Below are 21,308 nucleotides of genomic sequence, written 5' to 3'. Positions count from 1 at the left end.
CGATGGGCCGCACGCGCAAGGGGCGGGAGATCAGCGGCTGGCTGGTCGTGGACAAGCCGGCGGGCGTGACCTCGACCGCCGTGGTCAACAAGGTCAAATGGGCGTTGTCGGCGCAGAAGGCGGGCCATGCCGGGACTCTGGACCCGGATGCGACGGGCGTGCTGGCCGTGGCGCTGGGGGAGGCGACCAAGACGATCCCCTACATCACCGATGCGCTGAAGTGCTACCGGTTCCGGGTGGTGCTGGGCGCGGCGACGGAGACGGACGATGCCTCGGGTCGCGTGATCGCGACCTCGACACTGCGGCCGACGGACGCGCAGATCGAGGCGGCGCTGGGGGCGTTCCGGGGGGAGATCCTCCAGGTTCCGCCGCAGTATTCGGCGGTGAAGGTGGATGGCGAGCGGGCCTATGACCTGGCGCGCGAGGGTGAGGTGATGGACCTTGCCGCCCGGCCCCTCTGGGTGGAGCGGCTGGTCATGCTGGGCCGCCCCGACGCGGACCATGTCGATCTGGAGATGGTCTGCGGCAAGGGCGGCTATGTGCGGTCGATCGCGCGCGATCTTGGGCAGGTGCTGGGGTGCCTCGGGCATGTCGAATGGCTGCGGCGGGAGTGGTCGGGGCCGTTCGAAGCAGGTCAGGGCGTCTCGCTGGAGGTGATCGACGCCGAGGCCAAGACCGATGCGCTGGACGCCCGGCTGTTGCCGCTGGAGTTGGGGTTGCAGGACCTGCCGGAGTTCCGGGCGACCCCGGAGGGCGCGGTGCGGCTGCGGAACGGCAATCCGGGGCAGGTGATCGGGCACGCCGACTGGGGGACCGAGGGCTGGGCCTCTCTGAACGGCCTGGCGGTCGCTGTGGGGCACTATCGGGGGGGCGAGTTGCACCCGAGCAGGGTGTTTGTCCGGTAGGCCTGCGGCCAGGGCCTGCCGCCCCGGCCACAAGGTTTGGCACGGTCAGTCGAGGGTAAGCACCGCCTCGATCTCGAACAGCATGGGGTCGATGGCGAGTTTCGGGACCGGGACCAGGGTTTGCGCGGGCAGGCGGCCCCCGAACATCCGGATCACGGCTTCGGTCAGAGGGCCAAGCTTGGCCATATTGTGGTCGACGACATAGGCCGTCAGTTTCACCACCTGGTCGGGCCGGCCGCCGAGCGCCTCGATCACCGTGGAAATGTTGGCATAGGCCTGCCGGACCTGGGTAGCGAAATCGGGGGAGAGCGCGCCGGTGGGGTCCTGTCCGCCCTGGCCCGAGATGAAGGCAAGGCGCCCGGAAGCAGGGGTGATGACAGCAGTGCTGTAGCCGTTCGGGCGCGGGTCGGGCAGGTGGGGCGGGTTGACGATCTGGGGCTGGGTCATGGTCGGTGTCCTTCTGTGGGTCAGTCGGAACCGGCTAGGATGAAACGGTGACAGATTCTGGCACCATTCATGCTATACCCCCGGCATGAGCAGCCGCCTGAGACAGGAGTCCCTTCTGCGTCTGTTGCGCCGCAACGGCAGCGTGACGGTGGGTGAATTGGCGGGGCTGGTGAATGTCTCGCGCCGGACGGTGCTGCGCGACATCGGGGCGTTACGCGAGCAGGGCTATGTCATCCAGACCGACTGCGGGCGTGGTGGGGGCGTGCTGCTTGACTCTGGGACGATGCAGGGGACGGCGCGGGTCTCGGTCGCCGAACTGTTCGCGCTGGTGATCAGCGTCGCCACGATGCGGGCGGCGCGGGCGCTGCCCTTTGCCGATCTGGCGGATGCGGGTCTGGCGAAGGTCGAGCGGACGCTGCCCCCGGACAAGCTGCGCGACCTGCGGCGGCTCTTGGCCTGCCTGCATGTGGGCATTCTGTCGCCGCTGCAGGACCTGTCCGACACGGGGCGGATGGAGGAGGCGCTGCTCCCTTGTTTCGAGACGGCATTCCTGCGGCAACTATCCCTGCGCTTTCGCTACCGCGATGCCAAGGGGGCGGAGACGCGGCGCGAGGTCGAGCCACAGGCTATCCTGATCCTGCCGCCCTTGTGGTACCTGGTGGCCTGGGACCCGTCGCGGGCCGATTTCCGGCATTTCCGGATGGACCGGATCAGCGCGCCGGAGGTGGTCGAGGGGAAGCAGTTCCGGCGGCGGAATGTGCCGTTCGAGGCGGATGTCTGCCCCTATGCCGAGCTTGAGCGGCGCCTCGACGGCCAAAACAAAAAAGCCCCGCGTCGCCGCAGGGCCTTTCCTTATCCTTGAACCTGACCGATCAGGCCAGAGCGGCCTTCGCTTGCCCGGCGATGGCGTTGAACGCCTCGGGCTCGTGCACGGCGAGGTCGGCGAGGACCTTGCGGTCAACCTCGATCCCGGCCTTGTTCAGGCCGTTGATAAGGCGCGAATAGGTCATCTCGGAGTCGAACAGGCGGACGGCAGCGTTGATCCGCTGGATCCACAGCGCGCGGAACTGGCGCTTGCGGACCTTGCGGTCGCGGGTCGCATACTGGTTGGCCTTGTCGACGGCCTGTGTCGCGGTGCGGAAATTCGTGGAACGGGCGGCATAGTAGCCTTTCGCCTGCGCGATAACCTTGCGGTGGCGGGCGTGCGTGACCTTGCCGGACTTGACGCGGGACATCTGGGGCTCTCCTTACCGGTCGTAGGGCATGTATTTCTTGACGATCTTCGCATCGCTGTCGCAGAGCAGCATGGTGCCGGTCGCGTCGCGGACGAATTTCGGGGTGCGCTTGATCATGCCGTGGCGCTTGCCGGCGACGCCGGCCTTCACCCGACCGGTGGCCGTGAAGCTGAAGCGCTTCTTCGCCGCCGACTTGGTCTTCATCTTGGGCATTTCCATCTCCGTGGTTTCAGGCACGACTCGGCATGCCACCTTGGCCGGCCGTGCGGGTATCGAAGCCGCCCCTATAGGGGCAGCCGGGAAAAGGTGCAAGCGGATTGCGTCAATCGAACAGGCGCATCACCGTCTTGAGAACGACCCCGGGCACCTGCTCGAAGGCATATCCGCCGGGGCTGTAGATCAACGCCGCCGAGATCATGCCGAGCGCCGTCACCGCCATGATGGCGCCCGTGCGGGGGGCCCTGTTCTCGACCCAGGCCGACAACAGGGATGGCACCGAGAGCACCGTCAGCACGATGCCGACCGTCAGCAGCAGATCCGTGTCCATGGCGCCTCGCCCGTGACCCCGCGCGGGCAGAGCCTACTCGGGGTCCACGCGCGAGATCAAGCGTTCGTCGCAGGGCGCCACGCGCAGGATGTTCGTCGTGCCCTTGACGTTGAACGGCACGCCCGCAGTGACGACGATCTGGTCTTCTTCGGTGGCAAAACCATCCGACCGCGCCGCGCCCACGGCCGCGAGTACCGCGCCCTTGAAGCGTTCCTGCGGCGGGGTGATGACGCAATGCGTGCCCCAGGTCAGCGCCAGCCGCCGCGCGGTGGACATGAGCGGGGTGAGCGCCAGGATCGCCACATGCGGGCGTTCGCGCGCCACCAGCGCGGCCGTGGTGCCCGACTGGCTGAAGCAGCAGATCGCCTTGATGTTCGTGGCCTCGGCGATCTCGCGCGCGGCGGCGACGATGCCGTCGGCGACCGATTCGCGGCGGACGACGCGGCTGGCCTCGATGATGGACAGATAGGTCGGATCCTTCTCGACGCTCATCGCCACGTTGTTCATCGTGGTCACCGCCTCGACCGGATACTTGCCGGCCGCGGATTCGGCCGACAGCATCACCGCATCGGCGCCTTCGTAGATCGCGGTCGCCACGTCCGAGACCTCGGCCCGGGTGGGCACGGGCGATTCGATCATCGATTCGAGCATCTGGGTGGCCACGATCACCGGTTTGGCCGCCGCGCGGGCGCCGCGCACCAGACGCTTCTGGATCGGGGGCACCGAGGTCACGGGCAGTTCGACGCCAAGGTCGCCGCGCGCCACCATGATCCCGTCCGAGACCTGGAGGATGGCGTCATAGGCCTTCACGGCCGCCGGCTTCTCGATCTTGGAGAGTATCGCGGCGCGGCCCTTGGCCAGGGTGCGGGCCTCGATCACGTCCTCGGGGCGCTGCACGAAGGACAGGGCCAGCCAGTCCACGCCCAGTTCGCATACGAATTCGAGGTCGGTGCGGTCCTTCTCCGACAGCGCGGCAAGCGGCAGAACCACGTCGGGCACGTTCACGCCCTTGCGGTTCGAGATCGTGCCGCCGACTTCCACGGTGCAATCGGCGAAGTCCTTGCCGCAGGCGTTGACGCGCAGGCGGATCTTGCCGTCATTGACCAGAAGCGAAGTGCCGGGTTCCAGCGCCGCAAAGATCTCGGGATGCGGCAGGTTCACGCGCCTGGCATCGCCGGGGGCGGTGGAGAGATCCATGCGGAAGGCGGCGCCTTCGACCAGGTCCTCGGCGCCGTTGGCGAAGACGCCGACGCGGAGTTTGGGGCCCTGCAGGTCGGCGAGGATGCCGATCGGGCGACCGAGATCCTTTTCGACCTGGCGGATGATCTCGTGGCGCTTGCGGATGTCGTCGTGGGAGCCGTGGCTCATGTTCAGGCGGAACACGTCGGCCCCGGCCTCGAAGAGCGCGCGGATCATCTCGTAGCTGCTGGACGCCGGGCCAAGCGTGGCCACAATCTTCACGTTGCGGTGGCGGCGCATCGCCATCCTCCTGCTCATAGGTTCCGTTGATGTGGGCCGCGTGCCTTATGGACCAAGTCGGTCCATCCCGCAACGCCCGCTTCCGCCGGGCGGGGCCCAAAATTCTTCGGCGAAGAATTTTGGGGGCGGCGGCGCGAGGCGCGCCGGTCGCTGGCATCGGCGGGCGGTTGCGGGTAGAAGCGGGTCGGGACGGCGGGGGTGAAGCGTGGCGTTCAGGATCGAGGGCGAGGATCGCAAGGGGCGCTGGCTGGTGACCTGCGACCATGCGTCGAACCGGGTGCCGGAGTGGGTGAACGGCGGCGACCTGGGCATCCCGGCCGAGGACATGGCCCGCCACATCGCCTGGGACGTGGGTGCGGCGGGGGTGGCCTGCGAGCTTGGGCGGCTGCTGGACAGCCCGGTGATCCTGTCGGACTTCAGCCGCCTGGTGATCGACCCGAACCGGGGCGAGGACGACCCGACACTGGTGATGCAGCTTTACGACGGGACGATCATCCCGGCCAACCGGCACATCGGGGCGGAGGGGATCGAGGCGCGGCTGGACCGGCTCTATCGCCCCTATCACGCCGCCTATGCCCGGCTGGCGGCGCTGCGGCCGGACCGGGTGATCCTGGCGATCCATTCCTTCACCCCCTGCCTGCGCGGCCGCGCGCCGCGACCCTGGCATGTGGGAGTGCTGTACAGCCACCTGGATGAGCGGTTCTCGAAACCGCTGATCGCGCGGTTGCGGGCGGAGACGGACCTCTGCATAGGCGACAACGAACCCTATTCGGGCCATCTGCCGGGCGATGCGATCGATCGGCATGCCTTGCGGACCGGGAGGCACAACACACTTATAGAGGTGCGGAACGATCTGATCGCCACGCCCGCCGAGCAGGCGCACTGGGCCGGGCGGCTGGCAGGCATCCTGAGCCAAGTGCTGGAGACGATATGATGAACGACGCGACGCGGACCGAGCTGGAGGCGGCGGCCTTCCGGGCGCTGGTGCATCACCTGATGGTCAAGCGGCCGGATGTGCAGAACATCGACCTGATGAATCTTGGCGGCTTCTGCCGGAATTGCCTGAGCCGCTGGTACCAGGAAGCCGCCGCCGAGCGGGGGATACCCCTGAGCAAGGACGAGGCGCGCGAGATCGTCTATGGCATGCCCTATGCCGACTGGGTGGCCCTGCACCAGACCGAGGCGGATGACGCGAAGAAGGCGGCCTTCGACAAGGCTTTCGCCGAGAATGTCGGGCCGAAGCAGGTCTAGGGCGCGCGACCGCGCACCGGCGGATGGTGCGCTGTAGCGCACCCTACGAAATTGCAACAGGTCGCGCCCCAAGCCTCTCAGCGTGAAGGGTTTTTTGTGGACCTCACGCGCGAGGGCCGCTATCGTGCCGGAAAACGGGGCGCATAGACCCCGCGATTGAGGCAGCAATGGCGTTTCCTGAGCGGTTTTCGAACCTGCCGGATTATGCGTTTCCGCGTCTGCGGAAGCTTCTGGACGCGCACGCCCCCGGCGGCGAACCAATTACCATGACCATCGGCGAGCCGCGTCATGCCATGCCCGATTTCGTGGGGCCGATCCTTGCCGCGAACCTTTCGGGCTTTGGCGTCTATCCGCCGAACGACGGGACGCCCGAGCTGCTGGCGGCGATCTCGGGCTGGATTGCGCGGCGCTATGGCGTGACGGTGGCCGAGGACCGGCTGATGGCGCTGAACGGGACGCGCGAGGGGCTGTTCAACGCCTGCATCGCGCTCTGCCCCGAGACCAAGGCCGGGAAGACCCCGGTCGTCCTGATGCCGAACCCGTTCTACCAGGTCTATGCCGTGGCCGCGCTGACCGTGGGGGCGGAACCCGTCTATGTCCCCGCCACCGCCGCGACCGGGTTCCTGCCCGATTACGGCAGCCTGCCCAAGGACGTGCTGGACCGGGTGGCACTGGCCTATATCTGTTCGCCCGCCAACCCGCAGGGCGCGGTGGCCTCTAAGGAATATCTGGCGGACCTCCTGGCGCTGGCCGAGCGGCATGATTTCAAGGTGCTGGCCGACGAGTGCTATTCCGAGATCTGGCGCGAGGCGCCGCCGCCCGGCCTGTTGCAGGTGGCCGAGGCGCAAGGAGCCGATCCCGAGCGCGTCGTGGTGTTCCATTCGCTGTCCAAGCGGTCGAACCTGCCGGGGCTGCGGTCGGGCTTCGTGGCCGCGGGGCCGGAAAGCATGGGGCGCATCCGCAAGCTGCGTGCCTTCGCCGGTGCCCCCCTGCCCCTGCCCTTGCAGCGGGTGGCCGAGGCAGCCTGGGCGGACGAGGCGCATGTAGATGCCTCGCGCGCGCTGTATCAGGCGAAGTTCCGCGATGCGGATGTGATTTTCGCCGGAGTGCAGGGCTATCGAGCGCCGGGGGGCGGGTTCTTCCTGTGGCTGCCCGTCGAGGATGGTGAGGCGGCAGCCCTGAAGCTTTGGCGCGAGACGGGGGTGCGGGTGCTGCCCGGCGGCTACCTGTCGCGCGAGGTCGGGGGCGAGAACCCCGGCCGCGGATATATCCGGGTGGCCCTGGTGGCCCCGCAAGAAGAAACGCAGCGCGGGCTGACCAGGCTTCGCGACTGCATCTATGGGTGAGTGAGGGACGAATGGCATCCTATCAGGCACGGCAGCGCGATCCGCTTCTGGACCAGGGCACGCAGGCAATGCTGGAACGCCGGGGGCGCGAGCTTCTGGGGCTGGTCCTGGTGCTGGTCGGGCTGGCCTTCTCGCTGATGCTGTGGAGCTATTCGCCAGAGGATCCGGGCTGGATGGTCGCGACCGAGGAACCCGCGCGGAACATCTTCGGGCGCTTCGGGGCGGCGCTGTCCTCGACGCTGATCATCCTGATCGGCAAGGGCGCATGGACGATCCCGCTGATCTTCGGCGCCTGGGGCGTGCGCTTCATGATCCATCGCGGGGGCGAAAGGGCCATCGGACGGGTGGCCTTTGCGGTGATCGCGGTGGCCTTCGCGGCCGTCCACTGCGCGACCCTGGTGCCGGGGGATGGCTGGGCGCATACCTTCGGCCTGGGGGGGCTGTTCGGCGACACGGTGACAGGGTCGCTTCTGGGGATCATCCCGGGGACGGCAGGCTTCGGGCTGAAGCTTCTGTCGCTGATCACCTTTGCCGGGCTGGTCGCGATGATGCTGTTCGTGACCGGCTTCGACATGGAAGAGCTGCGCGCGATCCGGCGGTTCCTGCTTCTGGGGTCGATCCTGGGCTATTCGGCGCTGCGGCAGGCGCTGGGGGCGGGGGCGCGCGGCGCCCTGACCGGCGCGGCCGCCCTGCAGGATCGGGCCCGCGCACGGTCGGCGAATGTGACCGCTGCGCGGAACTTTGAACCGCCAGTCGCCATGGGCCGCGACGCCCCGGTGTCACGCCGGGTGGTGCCGCCGGTAACGGGGGGCGCGGCCGCGACGATGAAGCCCGAGCCGCTGCGGGCCAGTCAGGGCCGGGCGATGCCGGCCGCGCTGCGCGGCGAGACCCGGCATCCGGCACCCGAGGCGGAAATGGCACCCGCGAAGGAGAAGCTTGGCCTGCTGGACCGCCTGCGCCGCAAGCACCAGCCGGAGCCCGAGCCGGAACTGGTCGAATACGAGCCTTCCTGGGATCCCTCGATGCCCAGCGAGGACCGGATCAAGGCGCGGATTTCCGACGTGATCCGCAACCGCGTGCTGCGCACGCCCGATTTCCCGGTGGCGCCGCCGCCGCTGCCCACCGCCGCGCGGGTCGAGCCGCCGGTGATGCGGCCGAAGGGGCCGGCCGTGCTGATGGCCGACACGCGGCCCCTGCCCCGGTCGGTCCCGCCGGTGAGCGCCCCGCGGGCCTGGGAGCCAGAGGCCGAAGACGAGGAGCCGCTGACCCTGAACGAGGGCGCAGCCTCGGCGGACCGGGACGAGAGCGCCGGCTATCGGCTGGACGATCCGGAGGATGAGCTGCCGCCTGCCCGCCCGACGGGATTTGCGCCGGATCGCAAGGCCGTGGTGCAGCACTCGGTGAAGAAGCCTGCACCCTCGCGCCAGGCGATGGCGGAAAGTCAGCCGGCCCTGCGTTTCGACGACCATGCACAGACCTATGAACTGCCGCCGCTGAGCCTGTTGGCCGCGCCGGTGACGATCCAGCGCAACCAGCTGTCGGACGAGGCGCTGGAAGAGAACGCGCGGATGCTGGAATCGGTGCTGGACGACTACGGCGTGAAGGGCGAGATCGTCGCCGTCCGTCCCGGCCCGGTGGTCACCATGTACGAGCTGGAACCGGCGCCGGGCCTGAAGGCCAGCCGCGTGATCGGTCTGGCCGACGACATCGCCCGGTCGATGTCGGCGCTTTCGGCCCGTGTCTCGACCGTGCCGGGGCGCAGTGTGATCGGCATCGAACTGCCGAACGCCCACCGCGAGAAGGTGGTGCTGCGCGAGATCCTGTCGGCGCGCGACTTCGGCGACAGCCAGATGCGGCTACCGCTGGCGCTCGGCAAGGACATCGGCGGCGAGCCCGTGGTGGCGAACCTGGCGAAGATGCCCCACCTCCTGATCGCCGGGACCACGGGGTCGGGCAAGTCGGTTGCGATCAACACGATGATCCTGAGCCTCCTCTACAAGCTGACGCCCGAGGAGTGCCGGCTGATCATGATCGACCCGAAGATGCTCGAACTGTCGGTCTATGACGGCATTCCGCATCTTCTGTCCCCCGTCGTGACCGACCCGAAGAAGGCGGTCGTCGCCCTGAAATGGGTCGTGGGCGAGATGGAGGAACGCTATCGCAAGATGTCCAAGATGGGCGTGCGCAACATCGAGGGCTACAACGGGCGCGTCCGCGAGGCGCTGGCCAAGGGCGAGATGTTCAAGCGCACGATCCAGACCGGGTTCGACGAGGAAACCGGCGATCCGGTGTTCGAGACCGAAGAATTCGCGCCGCAGCCCTTCCCCTACATCGTCGTCATCGTGGACGAGATGGCCGACCTGATGATGGTGGCGGGCAAGGAGATCGAGGCCTGCATCCAGCGCCTTGCCCAGATGGCGCGGGCGTCGGGCATTCACCTGATCATGGCGACGCAGCGGCCTTCGGTCGATGTCATCACCGGCACGATCAAGGCCAACTTCCCGACGCGGATTTCCTTCCAGGTCACCTCGAAGATCGACAGCCGCACGATCCTGGGCGAACAGGGGGCCGAGCAGCTGCTGGGCGCGGGCGACATGCTCTACATGGGCAACGGCGCGAAGATCACCCGGATCCACGGGCCGTTCGTTTCGGACGAGGAAGTGGAAGAGATCGTCAACCACCTGAAGAGCTTCGGCCCGCCGGTCTACATGTCGGGCGTGGTCGAGGGGCCGGAGGACGAGGTGGCAAGCGACATCGACATGGTGCTGGGCCTCGGCTCGGGCGAGGCTTCGGACGATGCGCTGTACGATCAGGCCGTGGCGATCGTGGCGCGGGACCGGAAGTGTTCCACCAGCTACATCCAGCGGAAACTGGGCATCGGCTACAACAAGGCCGCGCGTCTGGTCGAGCAGATGGAGGAGCAGGGCATCGTCACCCGTGCGAACCACGTCGGCAAGCGCGAGATCCTGGTGGAGGAACGGTGAGCGAAGGGGGGCTTGCCCTCGCAACCGCCTCTGACGCCGCGAAGGCTCTGCGTCTTGCCTGGCCCTTGATCGTCGACGAATGCCGCGCGGTGCTCGGGGGAGAGTTGCACTATCAGGCAGTCGTCTATCATTGCCTTCGACTTGCGGGCGTTCCGCGCAGGCAGATCGGCATGAACGTGAAGCAGTGGATACCGTCCCCCGTCACCCCGTTGTTCAAGGCGATGGACCTTCGCAAGCACGAATCCTTTCGGGGCGGCTTTGAGCCGATCCCTGATGTCGTGCTGTTTCGTCCGGAGGTTGAGAGAGACTGGCGGCGCAGAAACCACGCCAGAACTCTCGGAACCGTGGCGATGGCGATCGAGATCAAGGCATCGGAACGCGCGAATGGCAGGCTTGGTCACGGGGAGATCGTCCGGGACATCGACAAGCTTGATGCACAGCTGACCGAGACCGGCCGACCGCGCGATGCGCTTTGCGGGGTGATGCTTGTCGTCGATGTGGCACCTCTGCCGCAGGAACGAATGCGGGCAGCCTCTGTGGCGGCGTGCCGCGACCATGCTCTCGCGCGCGGGATCGGCTGGCTTCATGTGTCTTTGGACGAGGAGGCATTCATAATTCCCTCCTAGGTCGCAGACATCGGATCAAGCGGTCGGGGAAACGGTCGGCAATCTGCTTCGGACTGCGGCGCGAAGTGTCGAATCCGGACCGCCCCGGCCGGGATCTTAAGCATTGCGGCGATTTCGCCATAAAGCAGCCTCAATCGCGCCCGAATCGGGACACAACTTCTGGTTGTAACTGAGGCAGACGTCTCGCCAGAGAATCGCTGCACTGGCCTGGCATCGCCTGAAGCGTCTTTTGGGGAAGGGGCTTGGCTTCGCATCATGGCACTCGATACTTCCGACCTCCTTGCACGGACCGATCTGGGCGACGAGCTTCTGCCCGGCACGACCTTGTTCCATGGCGCCTACCGGATCACCCGCTTCATCAACTCGGGCGGGTTCGGCATCACCTACCTGGCCCAGGACAGCCTGGGCCGCGAGGTGGTGATCAAGGAATGCTTTTCCTCGACCTTCTGCCGCCGGGCGCAGACCCGCGTCCGGGCGCGGTCGATGGGCTCGCGCGAGCATCTGTCGAAACTGGTGCGCAGCTTCCTGCATGAGGCGCAGAGCCTGGCCCGGTTGCGGCACCCCAACATCGTCGGCGTGCACCAGGTTTTCGAGGAGAACGACACCGCCTACATGGTGCTGGACTACATCCAGGGTCATGACCTTCTGGAGATCATCGAGGAAAGGCGCGCCGACCTGACGCCGGCGACGATCGTGCGGATGGCGGGAAAGCTGGTCGCGGCCGTGGCCTATATCCACGACAACCAGCTGCTGCATTGCGACATCGCGCCGGACAACATCTTCGTCACCCCGGCGGGAGAGCCGGTGCTGATCGACTTCGGCGCCTCGCGGCGCACGGCGGCGGGTGCGATGCCGAAATACTCGGGCCTGAGCGTGGTCAAGGACGGCTATTCGCCGCATGAGCTGTATACTGCGGGCGGCAACAGCGGGCCGTGGAGCGACATCTACGCGCTGGCGGCATCGCTGTATCACGCCGTTTCCGGCGTGGCCCCGGTGAACTGCCAGGCCAGGCTTTCGGCGCTGGCGGAAAAGCGGGGCGATCCCTGCAAGCCGCTGGCCGGCAACGTCGCGGGTTATCCGGCAGGTTTCCTGGAGGCAATCGACAAGGCGATGGCGGTGATGCCGGCGGCGCGCTTCCAGTCGGCCGCCGACTGGCTGAAGGCCATGCCCCAGCCCGAGACCAGGGCCGACCGCAAGGTGGTGCTGGTGCGCCGGGTGGTGCCTGCGCCCATTCCTGCGCCCGTTCCTGCGCCCGGTGCGGTAGCCGCTCGGGCTCCCGCGATCTCGCCGGTGGCGCCCGCCGCGGCTGTTCCGGTTGCCGCCGAACCCATCCCGCTGCGCGCGCCGATTCCGTTGCGACAGCGGCGCCCGACGACGCGGGTCGCCGCTGTCGATCTGTCCGGTCTGCGTCGGATCAGCGGCTTCCGTGGCGGCTGGCTGATCGACGGGCTGACGGGATCGGTGATGACCAGCGAAGGCGGGACCGCAGAGTCGGACGCCGCAGCGCTTGCCCTGGTGGCGGTTGCCCGGGCCAACCTGCAGGCACTGCAGGCGATTGAGCCGGGCGACGCCGTCGAGGACATCCAGATCACGCGCATGGACAAGCTGCACCTCGTGCGCCCGCTGGACAAGTCGCCGCATGTGCATGTCTGCGTGACCCTTGACCGGGAAGAGGCCAATCCGGCCCTCGCCCGCATGCAGGTGCGCCGCGTCGCCCAGGCCATCCGGCTTTAGACGACCTTCCTCTCCCCACCTTGCCGGCGCTGCCCAGGCGGCGCCGGTTTTCCTTCGGGCAGGGTGCAACATTCTGACCGCGGCCGGGACGCCGGCCCGGCGAGACCCATGGGGTGCTTCGGGCCGCAGGGGCCTGGCAAGATCACCGGTGGCTTGCCCGACAGACGGACAACCTGGCGTCGGAGTTCCGGGATATTGCCTTTTCCGGCACAAGGTGCTGGCCGGGGCCGCACCTATTTGTCCTGCCAAGTGTGATGCTTTGGGCTGCTCACAGGATTCAGATTGACTCTATTTGCCCAAAAGGATGAAATCTGGACCAACAAATGAGTCGTTCCCATGATCCCGGATCGCGAGACCTCCTTCCCCGGTGCCGCCGACGAGATTGCCCGGGCCAGCGGGTCGGCGGTCGATGCGGTGCTGGCGCAGATCCGGCAGATGATCGTCGAGGGCGGCCTGAAGGTCGGCGACAAGCTGCCCACGGAACGCGAGCTTTGCGAACGCTTCGCCTCCAGCCGCAACACGGTGCGCGAGGCGATGCGGATGCTGAAGGCCTTCGGCGTGGTCGAGGTGCGGCCCAAGGTGGGCGCGACCATCGTCGATCAGCGGATGAACCGGGCCTTCGACCTGTTCTCGTTCAACGTGACGGAGATCTCGCGCCAGACCTTCGACGACATCCAGGGCTTCCGCGAGCTGATCGAGACCGGATCGGTCACCCAGATATTCGCGGCTATCCAGCCATCCGACCTGTCGGATCTGCGCGAGATCAACCGCGAGATGGTGCGGGCGAAAAGCGTGATCGAGGCATCCGAGCACGACCTGCGCTTTCACACCAGGCTGGTGTCGATCATCGGCAACAAGTCGATCCTCGACATCTACCGGATCATGACCCCGGTGATCCTGCGGATCATGCAGCGCGGCAAGACCCGGCGCACGATCGAGGGCGAGACCTTCCGCGAACACGAGGCGATCCTTGACGCGGCCGAACGGCGCGACGCGCTGGCCTTCCAATACCTGATGCGCACGCATCTGCGGGCCGGCCTTTGGACCTTCGAGGACGGGTAACCAAACCGGGATGCCCGAAGCCGGGCCAGGCAACACCAGAAGGGCGAAGCCCCAAAGTCACTGACACGCAATGATCTGGGAGGACATCATGAAACACAAGCTTGCAGCCGTCGCCTTGCTGACATCGCTGCTGTCTACTGCCGCCTGGGCAGGACCCGAGATCGTCTCGGGCCCCGGTGCCGAGCCGGAATGCTTCGCGCCCTGGTCGGCGGACACGAAGTACATGCAATGGCCCGCCAAGGAAGGCCCCTACAAGATCGCCATCGTCAACGGTTTTGTCGGCAACACCTGGCGGATCCAGATGATCAAGACCGCCAAGGCCTATGCCGAGGATCCGGCCATCAAGGACAAGATCGCCGAGTTCAAGGTGGTCTCGACCGGCACCGATGCGCCCGCACAGCTGGGGGCCATCGAGGATTTCATCAACCAGGGCTATGACGCCATCGTCACGATCGCCGTGGCGCCCGACGGGTTCGACCGGGTGATCCGGCTGGCCGACAAGAACAACGTGGTGCTGGTGCCCTTCGACAACGTCCTGGACACCGACGCCGTGATGCAGGTGAACGAGGACCAGCTGGCCATGGGCCGGACCTGGGCCGAATTCGTCCTGAAGGAGCTGAAGGCGGCCGGTGTCACCGGCGGCAAGGTGCTGGAGGTTCGCGGCCTGCCCGGCAACTCGGTGGACCGCGACCGTTCGCAGGGGATCAACGAGGTCTTTGCCGCGGACGGCGGCAACTGGGAGATGATCTCGGTCGTCGGCAACTGGGATGACGGGACCACGCAGAAGGTGGTGGCCGACGCCATCGCCGTGCATGGCCAGTTCGTGGCCGTGGTGGCGCAGGGCGGCTCGAACGGGGTGGTGCAGGCGCTGAAGGATGCCGGGCACCCCTGGGTGCCGATCGCGGGCGAATCCGAGAACGGGTTCCGCAAGGCCATCGCCGAATACCGTGACGCGGGGCTCAAGGGCATTTCCATCGGCCAGTCGCCCGGCCTGGTTGCCATCGCCATGAAGGCCGCCATCTCGGCGCTGGAGGGCAACCCGATGCCGCAGCTGATCTCGGTCCCGCTGCCGGTGGCCGACTACACCACCCTGGAGGACGGCAAGAACTTCTGGTCCGACCTGCCGGACAACTTCTTCACGGTCAACGAGTTCCCGCCCTGCGGCGTGAACATCTCGGGCCCGGCCATCATGGCCAAGGACGAAAGCGACGTGAACTGAAGGTGCGGGCGGTCCCCGGTGCTCCCTGCTGAGGGCCGCCCCTTTCTGCCGGGACGAACCATGACCGATGCTCCGATCATCGCCCTGCGCGGTATCACGAAATCCTATGCCGGGATCCGCGCCCTGGAGGGCGTGGACTTCGCCGCGCATCGCGGGTCGGTCCATGGGATCCTGGGCGAGAACGGCGCCGGGAAATCGACGCTGATCAAGATCATCTCGGGCGTCGTCCAGCCCGATGCGGGCGAGATGCGGCTTGACGGGCAGCCGGTGCGCTTTGCCTCACCCTCGGCGGCGACGGCAGAGGGCGTGGTCTGCATGTTCCAGGAACTGTCGCTGATCCCGGACCTGTCGGTGGCCGACAACATCAGCATCGCCGCACCGCCGCGCCGGATGGGGCTGATCGACCGCAAGGCGCAGCTGCGGCGGGCCGAGGAGCTGCTGGCCAGGGTGCGGTGCGAGGATCTGGACCCGCGGATGATGGTCCGCGACCTGTCGCTGTCGCGCCGGCAGATGGTGGAAATCGCCAAGGCGCTGGGGCGCGATCCCCGGGTGCTGATCCTGGACGAGGCGACCTCGGCCCTGACCGCCGAGGATGTGCAGACGGTCTATGACCTTCTGGGCCGGCTGAAGGCCGAGGGGGTGACGGTGCTGTTCATCAGCCACCGCATGAACGAGGTCGAGGCCCTGTGCGACCGGCTGTCGGTCTTCCGCAACGGCCGCCATATCGAGACCTTCGCCAAGGGCGAACGCACGGATGCCGAGATCGTGCGCCTGATGATCGGGCGGGAAGTGACGGCGAAGTATCCGCCCAAACCCGCGCCCACCGCGCGGCCGCCGGTGCTGAAGGTGGAGGGGATGGAGTGGGAAGACGCGCTGAAGGGCGTCTCGCTGACCCTGGGCAAGGGCGAGATCCTCGGCGTCGGCGGTCTTGACGGTCAGGGGCAGAAGGAGCTGCTCTTGGCGCTGTTCGGCGTGTTGAAGGGCGTGCGCGGCCGGGTGGACCTGGGCGGGCGCCGCCTGCCGTCATCTCCCATTGCGGCCAAGTCGGGCGAGCCCCGCGTGGCGCTGATCCCCGAGGACCGCAAGACCGAAGGGCTCATGCTGCCCCTGTCCATCGCCGACAACCTGGTGACGGCCGCCTTCGACCGGATCGGGCGGTCAGGCGTGATCGACCCCGCGCGGCTGGAGGCGGCGGTCAAGGACGGGATCGCCCGGTTGCAGATCAAGTTGGGTCACCCGTCCGACCCGGTGCGCACGCTGTCGGGCGGGAACCAGCAGAAGGTGGTCATCGCCAAGTGGCTGATGACCGACCCCGACATCATCCTGATGAACGATCCGACGCGGGGCATCGACGTGGGCACCAAGCAGGAGATCTTCCGCATGATGCGCGACCTGGCCGACGGGGGGAAATCGATCCTGTTCTATTCCTCGGACTATGCCGAGCTGATCGGCTGCGCGGATCGGGTGCTGGTCCTCTATGACGGCCGGGTGGTGCGGGAGCTGGAAGGCGATGCGATCAGCGAAGAGGCCATCGTCGGCGCCTCGCTGAACATCGGGACGGCGGCATGATGGGCCGGCTGATCGCGCAGAACCGGGCCTTCGCCGGGGCGCTGGCGCTGTTCGCGGCGCTGTTCGTCACCTACAACCTTCTGCATCCGCGCGGCTTTTCCAGCGCGGTCTTCGTGCAGAACGCCAACGAGGCCGTGGCCATCGCCTTCGTCGCCATGGCCCAGACCGTGCCGGTGCTGATGCGCGGCCTCGACCTGTCGGTCGGCGCGGTGATGACGCTGTCGGCCTGCGTGGCGTCCTACCTCCTGACCGGATCGGGGCTGGAGATTTCGATGGGCATCCTTGCCGTGCTGGCCACGGGCACCGCCTTTGGCCTGATGAACGGGCTGATCGTAGTCCATGGCCGCCTGCAACCGATCATCGCAACGCTGGCGACGGGGGCCATCGCCATCGGTCTTGCACTCATTCTGCGGCCGCAGCCGGGGGGGAATGTGGATGGCGACCTCAGCTGGGCGATGACCAACACGGTCTGGGACCTGGCCGATACCTACGGGATCGCGGGCGGCGGCGAGGCCTGGTGGATCCGGCCCTTCGCCGATATCCCGATGCCGCTGGTCCTGCTGTTCGGCGTGGCCCTGCTGGTCTGGCTGCCCTTCAAGCGCACGGTCACCGGCCGCACGGTCTATGCCATCGGGTCGGCCGAGGGGGCGGCCTATGTCTCGGGCCTGCCGATCAACCGGGCGAAACTCGCTGCCTTCACGCTGGCCGGGTTCTTTTCGGCCTGCGCGGGGCTTTACCTCGCCTTGCAGACCTCGACCGGCAATGCCGACACGGTGCAGGCGGGGGCCTATACGCTGAACTCCATCGCCGCCGTGGTGCTGGGCGGGACGGCGCTGGCGGGCGGGATCGGGGGGGCCATTGCCTCCATCATCGGGGCGCTGATCCTGCGGGTGATCTCGTTCTATTTCCGCATCCTGGATATCGAGCCGCTGTTGCAGCCGCTGATCGAGGGGCTGGTGCTGCTGCTTGCCGTCAGCGCCGGGGCCTGGCGGACCTTCGCGGTGAAGAACCGGCTGGAGCTGTTCCGATGAAGACCGAGGACAAGCCGCTGGTCATCGCTGCCGGGTTCACGCTGGTGATCCTTCTGATCGGCACGGGCTACATGCTGAGCACCTCGGGCACGATGCCGTTGTTGCAGCCGACCTACCTCTTGCAACAGCTGCAGATCGGGTCGTTCCTGGGCATCTGCGCGGCGGGGCTGATGCTGGTGATCCTGACCGGCCACATCGACCTGTCGATCCCGGCCACGCTGACCGGGGCGGCGATGATCGCGACGGCGGTCGGCGGGCCCTGGGCCATTCCGGCGGCGCTGGCCTTCGGGCTGGCGGTCGGGCTGGTCAATGGGGCGGGGACGGCGGTGCTGCGCGTGCCCTCGATGATCTTCACCCTGGGGATGGACACCGTGCTGCGCGGCGTCACGGTCGCGCAGACCGGGGGCTTCGCCCCGCAGGATCAGGCGACACCGCTGATGTTGACGCTGGCCAAGGGCCGTTTCCTCGGCATCCCGCTGGCGCTGTATGCCTGGGCCGGCGTGTCGATCCTGATCGCCTTCCTGCTGGCCCGGACCACCTTCGGCCGGGCGCTTTACGCCATCGGCACGCGCGAGCGGGCGGCCTACCTGTCGGGCATCCGCATCCGGCCGGTCATCATCGGAGCCTTCGTCGCCTCGTCGCTGTGTGCGGCGCTGGCGGGGGTGCTGCTGGCGGGCTATTCCGCCAAGGCCTATCAGGGGATGGGCAACGCCTACCTCCTGCCCGCCATCGCCGCCGTGGTACTGGGCGGGACCAATGTGCTGGGCGGGTCCGGGCGCTATGCCGGCACGCTGATCGGGGTGATCCTGATCGTGCTCTTGAACTCCGTCCTGTCGATCATGCAGATGCCCGAGGCGCTGCGGCAGATCATCTATGGCGTGGTCATCATCGCCATGCTGCTGATCTATGGCCGGGGCCAACGCGAAACCGGATGACTGGGAGATACCATGCCGCTGCACCTTTCCGCCGCCGACATCCTGCCTGAGGACCCCGAGGCCCTGCTGGTTGGCCGGGTCTGGTCCGACGCGGCGGGCGGGCCCTGCCCGGTCCTCTGCCGTGAGGGCGAGCTTCACGACCTGACCGCGCTATCGCCCACCCTGTCGGGCCTGCTGGAGCGCGACGACCTGGCCGCGGCGCTGGCGGCGGACCATCCGCACATCGGCCCGCTGGACGCCTTTCTGAACCTGGGCGACGGCACCGGGCGACATGGGCGGCTTCTGGCGCCTTGCGACCTGCAGGCGATCAAGGCGGCGGGGGTGACCTTTGCGGGGTCGATGATCGAGCGGGTGATCGAGGAACGCGCCAAGGGCGACCCGGCCCGGGCCGAGGCGATCCGGAACGAACTCGCGGGCATCCTGGGCGGCAGCTTGCGCGGGGTGCAGCCCGGGTCCGAGGCCGCGGCGGCGGTGAAGGCGAGGCTGCAAGCGGCGGGCATGTGGTCGCAATATCTGGAGGTCGGCATCGGCCCGGATGCCGAGGTCTTCACCAAGGCCCCGCCGATGGCCGCCGTCGGCTGCGGGGCCGAGATCGGCGTCCATCCGAAATCCTCGTGGAACAACCCGGAGCCGGAGGTGGTGCTGGCGGTCAACAGCCGGGGCCGCATCTGCGGTGCCACGCTGGGCAACGACGTGAACCTGCGCGATGTCGAGGGACGGTCGGCCCTTCTCCTCGGCAAGGCCAAGGACAACAACGCATCGGCCGCCATCGGGCCGTTCTTCCGCCTGTTCGACGACCGCTTCACGCTGGAGACGGTCAGGACCCTGCGCGTCGATCTGGAGATCCGGGGCGAGGACGGGTTCCTGCTTCAGGACCATTCCGACATGGGCCAGATCTCGCGCCCGCCCGAGGAGATCGCGGCCCAGACGCTGAACCGCAGCCATCAGTATCCCGACGGTTTCGTCCTTTATCTCGGCACGATGTTCGCGCCGACCAAGGACCGCGATGCGCCGGGTCAGGGCTTTACCCACCATGCCGGTGACCGGGTGACCATCGGCTCTGCCCCCCTGGGCAAGCTGGTCAATACGGTGCGTCCCTGCGACGAAATCGCGCCCTGGACCTTCGGCACCCGTGCGCTGATGGAGAACCTGGCCCGGCGGGGCGTGCTGTGACCCGCCGGTTGCGCAGCCAGGACTGGTTCGACAACCCCGACCACATCGACATGGCCGCGCTCTATCTCGAGCGGTTCATGAACTACGGCCTGACGCCCGAGGAACTGCGGACGGGCCGCCCGATCATCGGCATCGCCCAGTCGGGCAGCGACCTGTCGCCCTGCAACCGGCACCATCTGGATCTGGCGGCGCGGGTGAAGGACGGCATCCGCGATGCGGGCGGCATCCCGATCGAGTTTCCCATGCACCCGATCTTCGAGAACTGCCGCCGTCCGACCGCCGCGCTGGACCGGAACCTGGCCTATCTGGGGCTGGTGGAGATCCTGTACGGCTATCCGCTTGACGGCGTGGTCCTGACCACGGGCTGCGACAAGACCACCCCTGCCGCGCTGATGGCGGCCGCGACGGTGGACCTGCCGGCCATCGTGCTGTCGGGCGGCCCGATGCTCGACAGCCATTCGCGCGGGGAACTGGCGGGGTCGGGGACGGTGATCTGGCAATGCCGGCAGAAATACGCGGCCGGAGAGATCACGCGCGAGGAGTTCCTGCAAGCCGCCCTCGACAGCGCGCCCTCGGTCGGGCACTGCAACACGATGGGCACGGCCTCGACCATGAACGCGATGGCCGAGGCGCTGGGCATGTCGCTGACCGGCTGCGCCGCGATCCCGGCGGCCTACCGCGAGCGTGGGCAGATGGCCTATCGCACCGGCCGCCGCGCGGTGGAGATCGTGCATGAGGACCTGCGGCCCTCGGCGATCCTGACCCGCGCCGCTTTCCTGAACGCGATCCGGGTGAACTCTGCCCTGGGTGGGTCCACCAACGCCCAGCCGCATCTGGCGGCCATCGCCGAGGCGGCCGGAGCGGAGCTGCACCCCGAGGACTGGCAGGTCCATGGTCATGACGTCCCGCTTCTGGCCGATGTGCAGCCGGCCGGGCGCTTCCTGGGCGAAAGGTTCCACCGGGCGGGCGGGGTGCCTGCGGTGATGCACGAACTGCTGGCCGCCGGGCGGCTGGACGGCGACTGCCTCACCGTCACCGGCCAGACGGTCGCCCGGAACCTGGAAGGCTGTGCGGCCACGGACCGCGAGGTGATCCGCTCCTGGGCGCAGCCGCTGAAGGACCGCGCAGGATTCCAGGTGCTGCGCGGCAACCTGTTCGACTTCGCCATCATGAAGACCAGCGTCATTTCGGACGAGTTCCGCGCGCGTTACCTGTCCACCCCCGGGCAGGAGGGCCGGTTCGAGGGCCGCGCCGTGGTCTTCGACGGGGCCGAGGACTACCATGCGCGGATAAACGACCCCGCGCTGGAGATCGACGAGACCTGCATCCTGGTGATCCGCGGCGCGGGGCCGGTCGGCTGGCCCGGCTCGGCCGAGGTGGTGAACATGCAGCCCCCGGACGCGCTGATCCGGCGCGGCATCACCAGCCTGCCCACCATCGGCGACGGGCGGCAGTCGGGCACTTCGGCCAGCCCCTCGATCGTCCATGCCTCGCCCGAAAGCGCGGTCGGGGGCGGGCTTGCATGGCTGCGGACCGGCGACATCCTCCGCATCGACCTGGCCGCCGGGCGCTGCGACGCGCTGGTGGACGAGGCAGAGATCGCCCGCCGCAAGGCCGAAGGCGCGCCCGCCCTGCGCGAGAGCGAGACGCCCTGGCAGCGCATCTACCGGCGCGAGGTCCGCCCGCTGTCCGAGGGGGCCGGACTGGTCTCGGCAAAGGGCTTGCACAGGGTCGCCAGCCGCTTGCCGCGCCACAACCACTGACC

20 protein-coding genes are annotated in these 21,308 nt (G+C 67.8%); 15 read left to right on the top strand and 5 right to left on the bottom strand.

What is annotated here, in order from left to right; translation table 11 throughout:
• The first annotated feature begins 2 nt into the window (after nucleotides 1–2).
• Nucleotides 3–905 carry a tRNA pseudouridine(55) synthase TruB gene (truB, locus tag FL625_RS10170; RefSeq protein ID WP_149588552.1) on the top strand — a complete coding sequence of 301 codons (903 nt, stop codon included), beginning with the start codon at nucleotides 3–5 and terminating at the stop codon, nucleotides 903–905.
• A gap of 45 nt (nucleotides 906–950) precedes the next feature.
• On the opposite strand, the gene FL625_RS10165 is transcribed toward truB, so the two are convergent.
• Nucleotides 951–1,352 (bottom strand): RidA family protein, encoded by a 402-nt coding sequence (locus FL625_RS10165; protein WP_149588551.1) that lies wholly within the window; start codon nucleotides 1,350–1,352, stop codon nucleotides 951–953.
• An 85-nt stretch (nucleotides 1,353–1,437) separates the two neighbouring features.
• Here FL625_RS10165 and FL625_RS10160 point away from each other — a divergent pair, with 85 nt between their 5' ends.
• Entirely contained in the window at nucleotides 1,438–2,214 is a 777-nt protein-coding gene (locus FL625_RS10160; protein WP_149588550.1) for a helix-turn-helix transcriptional regulator, read from the top strand.
• A gap of 10 nt (nucleotides 2,215–2,224) precedes the next feature.
• Here the strand turns inward: FL625_RS10160 and rplT are convergent, their stop codons facing one another.
• The 4 genes from rplT to pyk all read right to left on the bottom strand — a co-directional run bounded on the left by rplT (nucleotide 2,225) and on the right by pyk (nucleotide 4,613).
• Nucleotides 2,225–2,587, bottom strand: coding sequence for a 50S ribosomal protein L20 (rplT, locus tag FL625_RS10155; RefSeq protein ID WP_149588549.1), 363 nt, complete (start codon nucleotides 2,585–2,587; stop codon nucleotides 2,225–2,227).
• Between the two features lie 12 nt (nucleotides 2,588–2,599).
• Nucleotides 2,600–2,800: a 50S ribosomal protein L35 gene (gene rpmI, locus FL625_RS10150; protein WP_135449392.1), complete on the bottom strand. Its 201-nt coding sequence runs from the start codon at nucleotides 2,798–2,800 to the stop codon at nucleotides 2,600–2,602.
• A gap of 109 nt (nucleotides 2,801–2,909) precedes the next feature.
• On the bottom strand, nucleotides 2,910–3,134 hold the full coding sequence (locus FL625_RS10145; protein ID WP_149588548.1) for a hypothetical protein: 225 nt from the start codon (nucleotides 3,132–3,134) through the stop codon (nucleotides 2,910–2,912).
• A 33-nt stretch (nucleotides 3,135–3,167) separates the two neighbouring features.
• On the bottom strand, nucleotides 3,168–4,613 hold the full coding sequence (pyk, locus tag FL625_RS10140) for a pyruvate kinase (RefSeq protein ID WP_149588547.1): 1,446 nt from the start codon (nucleotides 4,611–4,613) through the stop codon (nucleotides 3,168–3,170).
• Nucleotides 4,614–4,818: 205 nt separating this feature from the next.
• On the opposite strand from pyk, the gene FL625_RS10135 reads away from it, so the two are divergent.
• The 13 genes from FL625_RS10135 to FL625_RS10075 all read left to right on the top strand — a co-directional run bounded on the left by FL625_RS10135 (nucleotide 4,819) and on the right by FL625_RS10075 (nucleotide 21,306).
• Nucleotides 4,819–5,547, top strand: a complete 729-nt coding sequence (locus FL625_RS10135) for an N-formylglutamate amidohydrolase (protein ID WP_149588546.1) — start codon at nucleotides 4,819–4,821, stop codon at nucleotides 5,545–5,547.
• Nucleotides 5,547–5,864, top strand: coding sequence for a DUF1244 domain-containing protein (locus tag FL625_RS10130; RefSeq protein ID WP_149588545.1), 318 nt, complete (start codon nucleotides 5,547–5,549; stop codon nucleotides 5,862–5,864). The genes FL625_RS10135 and FL625_RS10130 overlap by 1 nt, the downstream gene beginning before the upstream one ends.
• Before the next feature lie 167 nt (nucleotides 5,865–6,031).
• Entirely contained in the window at nucleotides 6,032–7,210 is a 1,179-nt protein-coding gene (locus FL625_RS10125; RefSeq protein WP_149588544.1) for an aminotransferase class I/II-fold pyridoxal phosphate-dependent enzyme, read from the top strand.
• Between the two features lie 11 nt (nucleotides 7,211–7,221).
• Entirely contained in the window at nucleotides 7,222–10,194 is a 2,973-nt protein-coding gene (locus FL625_RS10120) for a DNA translocase FtsK (protein ID WP_149588543.1), read from the top strand.
• 65 nt (nucleotides 10,195–10,259) lie between these two features.
• The gene (locus FL625_RS10115) at nucleotides 10,260–10,820 is read left to right on the top strand and encodes a hypothetical protein (protein WP_149588542.1); all 561 of its coding nucleotides are present in this window, start codon (nucleotides 10,260–10,262) and stop codon (nucleotides 10,818–10,820) included.
• A 255-nt stretch (nucleotides 10,821–11,075) separates the two neighbouring features.
• Nucleotides 11,076–12,554, top strand: coding sequence for a serine/threonine-protein kinase (locus FL625_RS10110; protein WP_149588541.1), 1,479 nt, complete (start codon nucleotides 11,076–11,078; stop codon nucleotides 12,552–12,554).
• 336 nt (nucleotides 12,555–12,890) lie between these two features.
• Nucleotides 12,891–13,616, top strand: a complete 726-nt coding sequence (locus FL625_RS10105) for a FadR/GntR family transcriptional regulator (protein WP_149588540.1) — start codon at nucleotides 12,891–12,893, stop codon at nucleotides 13,614–13,616.
• A gap of 88 nt (nucleotides 13,617–13,704) precedes the next feature.
• The gene (locus FL625_RS10100) at nucleotides 13,705–14,835 is read left to right on the top strand and encodes a sugar ABC transporter substrate-binding protein (RefSeq protein WP_149588539.1); all 1,131 of its coding nucleotides are present in this window, start codon (nucleotides 13,705–13,707) and stop codon (nucleotides 14,833–14,835) included.
• 60 nt (nucleotides 14,836–14,895) lie between these two features.
• The gene (locus tag FL625_RS10095) at nucleotides 14,896–16,404 is read left to right on the top strand and encodes a sugar ABC transporter ATP-binding protein (protein WP_149588538.1); all 1,509 of its coding nucleotides are present in this window, start codon (nucleotides 14,896–14,898) and stop codon (nucleotides 16,402–16,404) included.
• A complete protein-coding gene (locus FL625_RS10090) occupies nucleotides 16,401–17,435 on the top strand; it encodes an ABC transporter permease (RefSeq protein ID WP_149588537.1) in 1,035 nt (344 codons plus the stop codon). The genes FL625_RS10095 and FL625_RS10090 overlap by 4 nt, the downstream gene beginning before the upstream one ends.
• Nucleotides 17,432–18,370 (top strand): ABC transporter permease, encoded by a 939-nt coding sequence (locus tag FL625_RS10085; protein ID WP_149588536.1) that lies wholly within the window; start codon nucleotides 17,432–17,434, stop codon nucleotides 18,368–18,370. The genes FL625_RS10090 and FL625_RS10085 overlap by 4 nt, the downstream gene beginning before the upstream one ends.
• 12 nt (nucleotides 18,371–18,382) lie before the next feature.
• Entirely contained in the window at nucleotides 18,383–19,543 is a 1,161-nt protein-coding gene (locus FL625_RS10080) for a fumarylacetoacetate hydrolase family protein (RefSeq protein WP_149588535.1), read from the top strand.
• A complete protein-coding gene (locus FL625_RS10075; protein ID WP_149588534.1) occupies nucleotides 19,540–21,306 on the top strand; it encodes an IlvD/Edd family dehydratase in 1,767 nt (588 codons plus the stop codon). The genes FL625_RS10080 and FL625_RS10075 overlap by 4 nt, the downstream gene beginning before the upstream one ends.
• Nucleotides 21,307–21,308 lie beyond the last annotated feature (2 nt).

Origin of the sequence: Tabrizicola flagellatus, from assembly GCF_008271465.1 — a bacterium.
Taxonomy (GTDB): Bacteria; Pseudomonadota; Alphaproteobacteria; order Rhodobacterales; family Rhodobacteraceae; genus Tabrizicola; species Tabrizicola flagellata.
The sequence above is the reverse complement of the archived record's forward strand: the minus strand, read 5'-3'. Positions and strand labels throughout refer to the sequence as shown.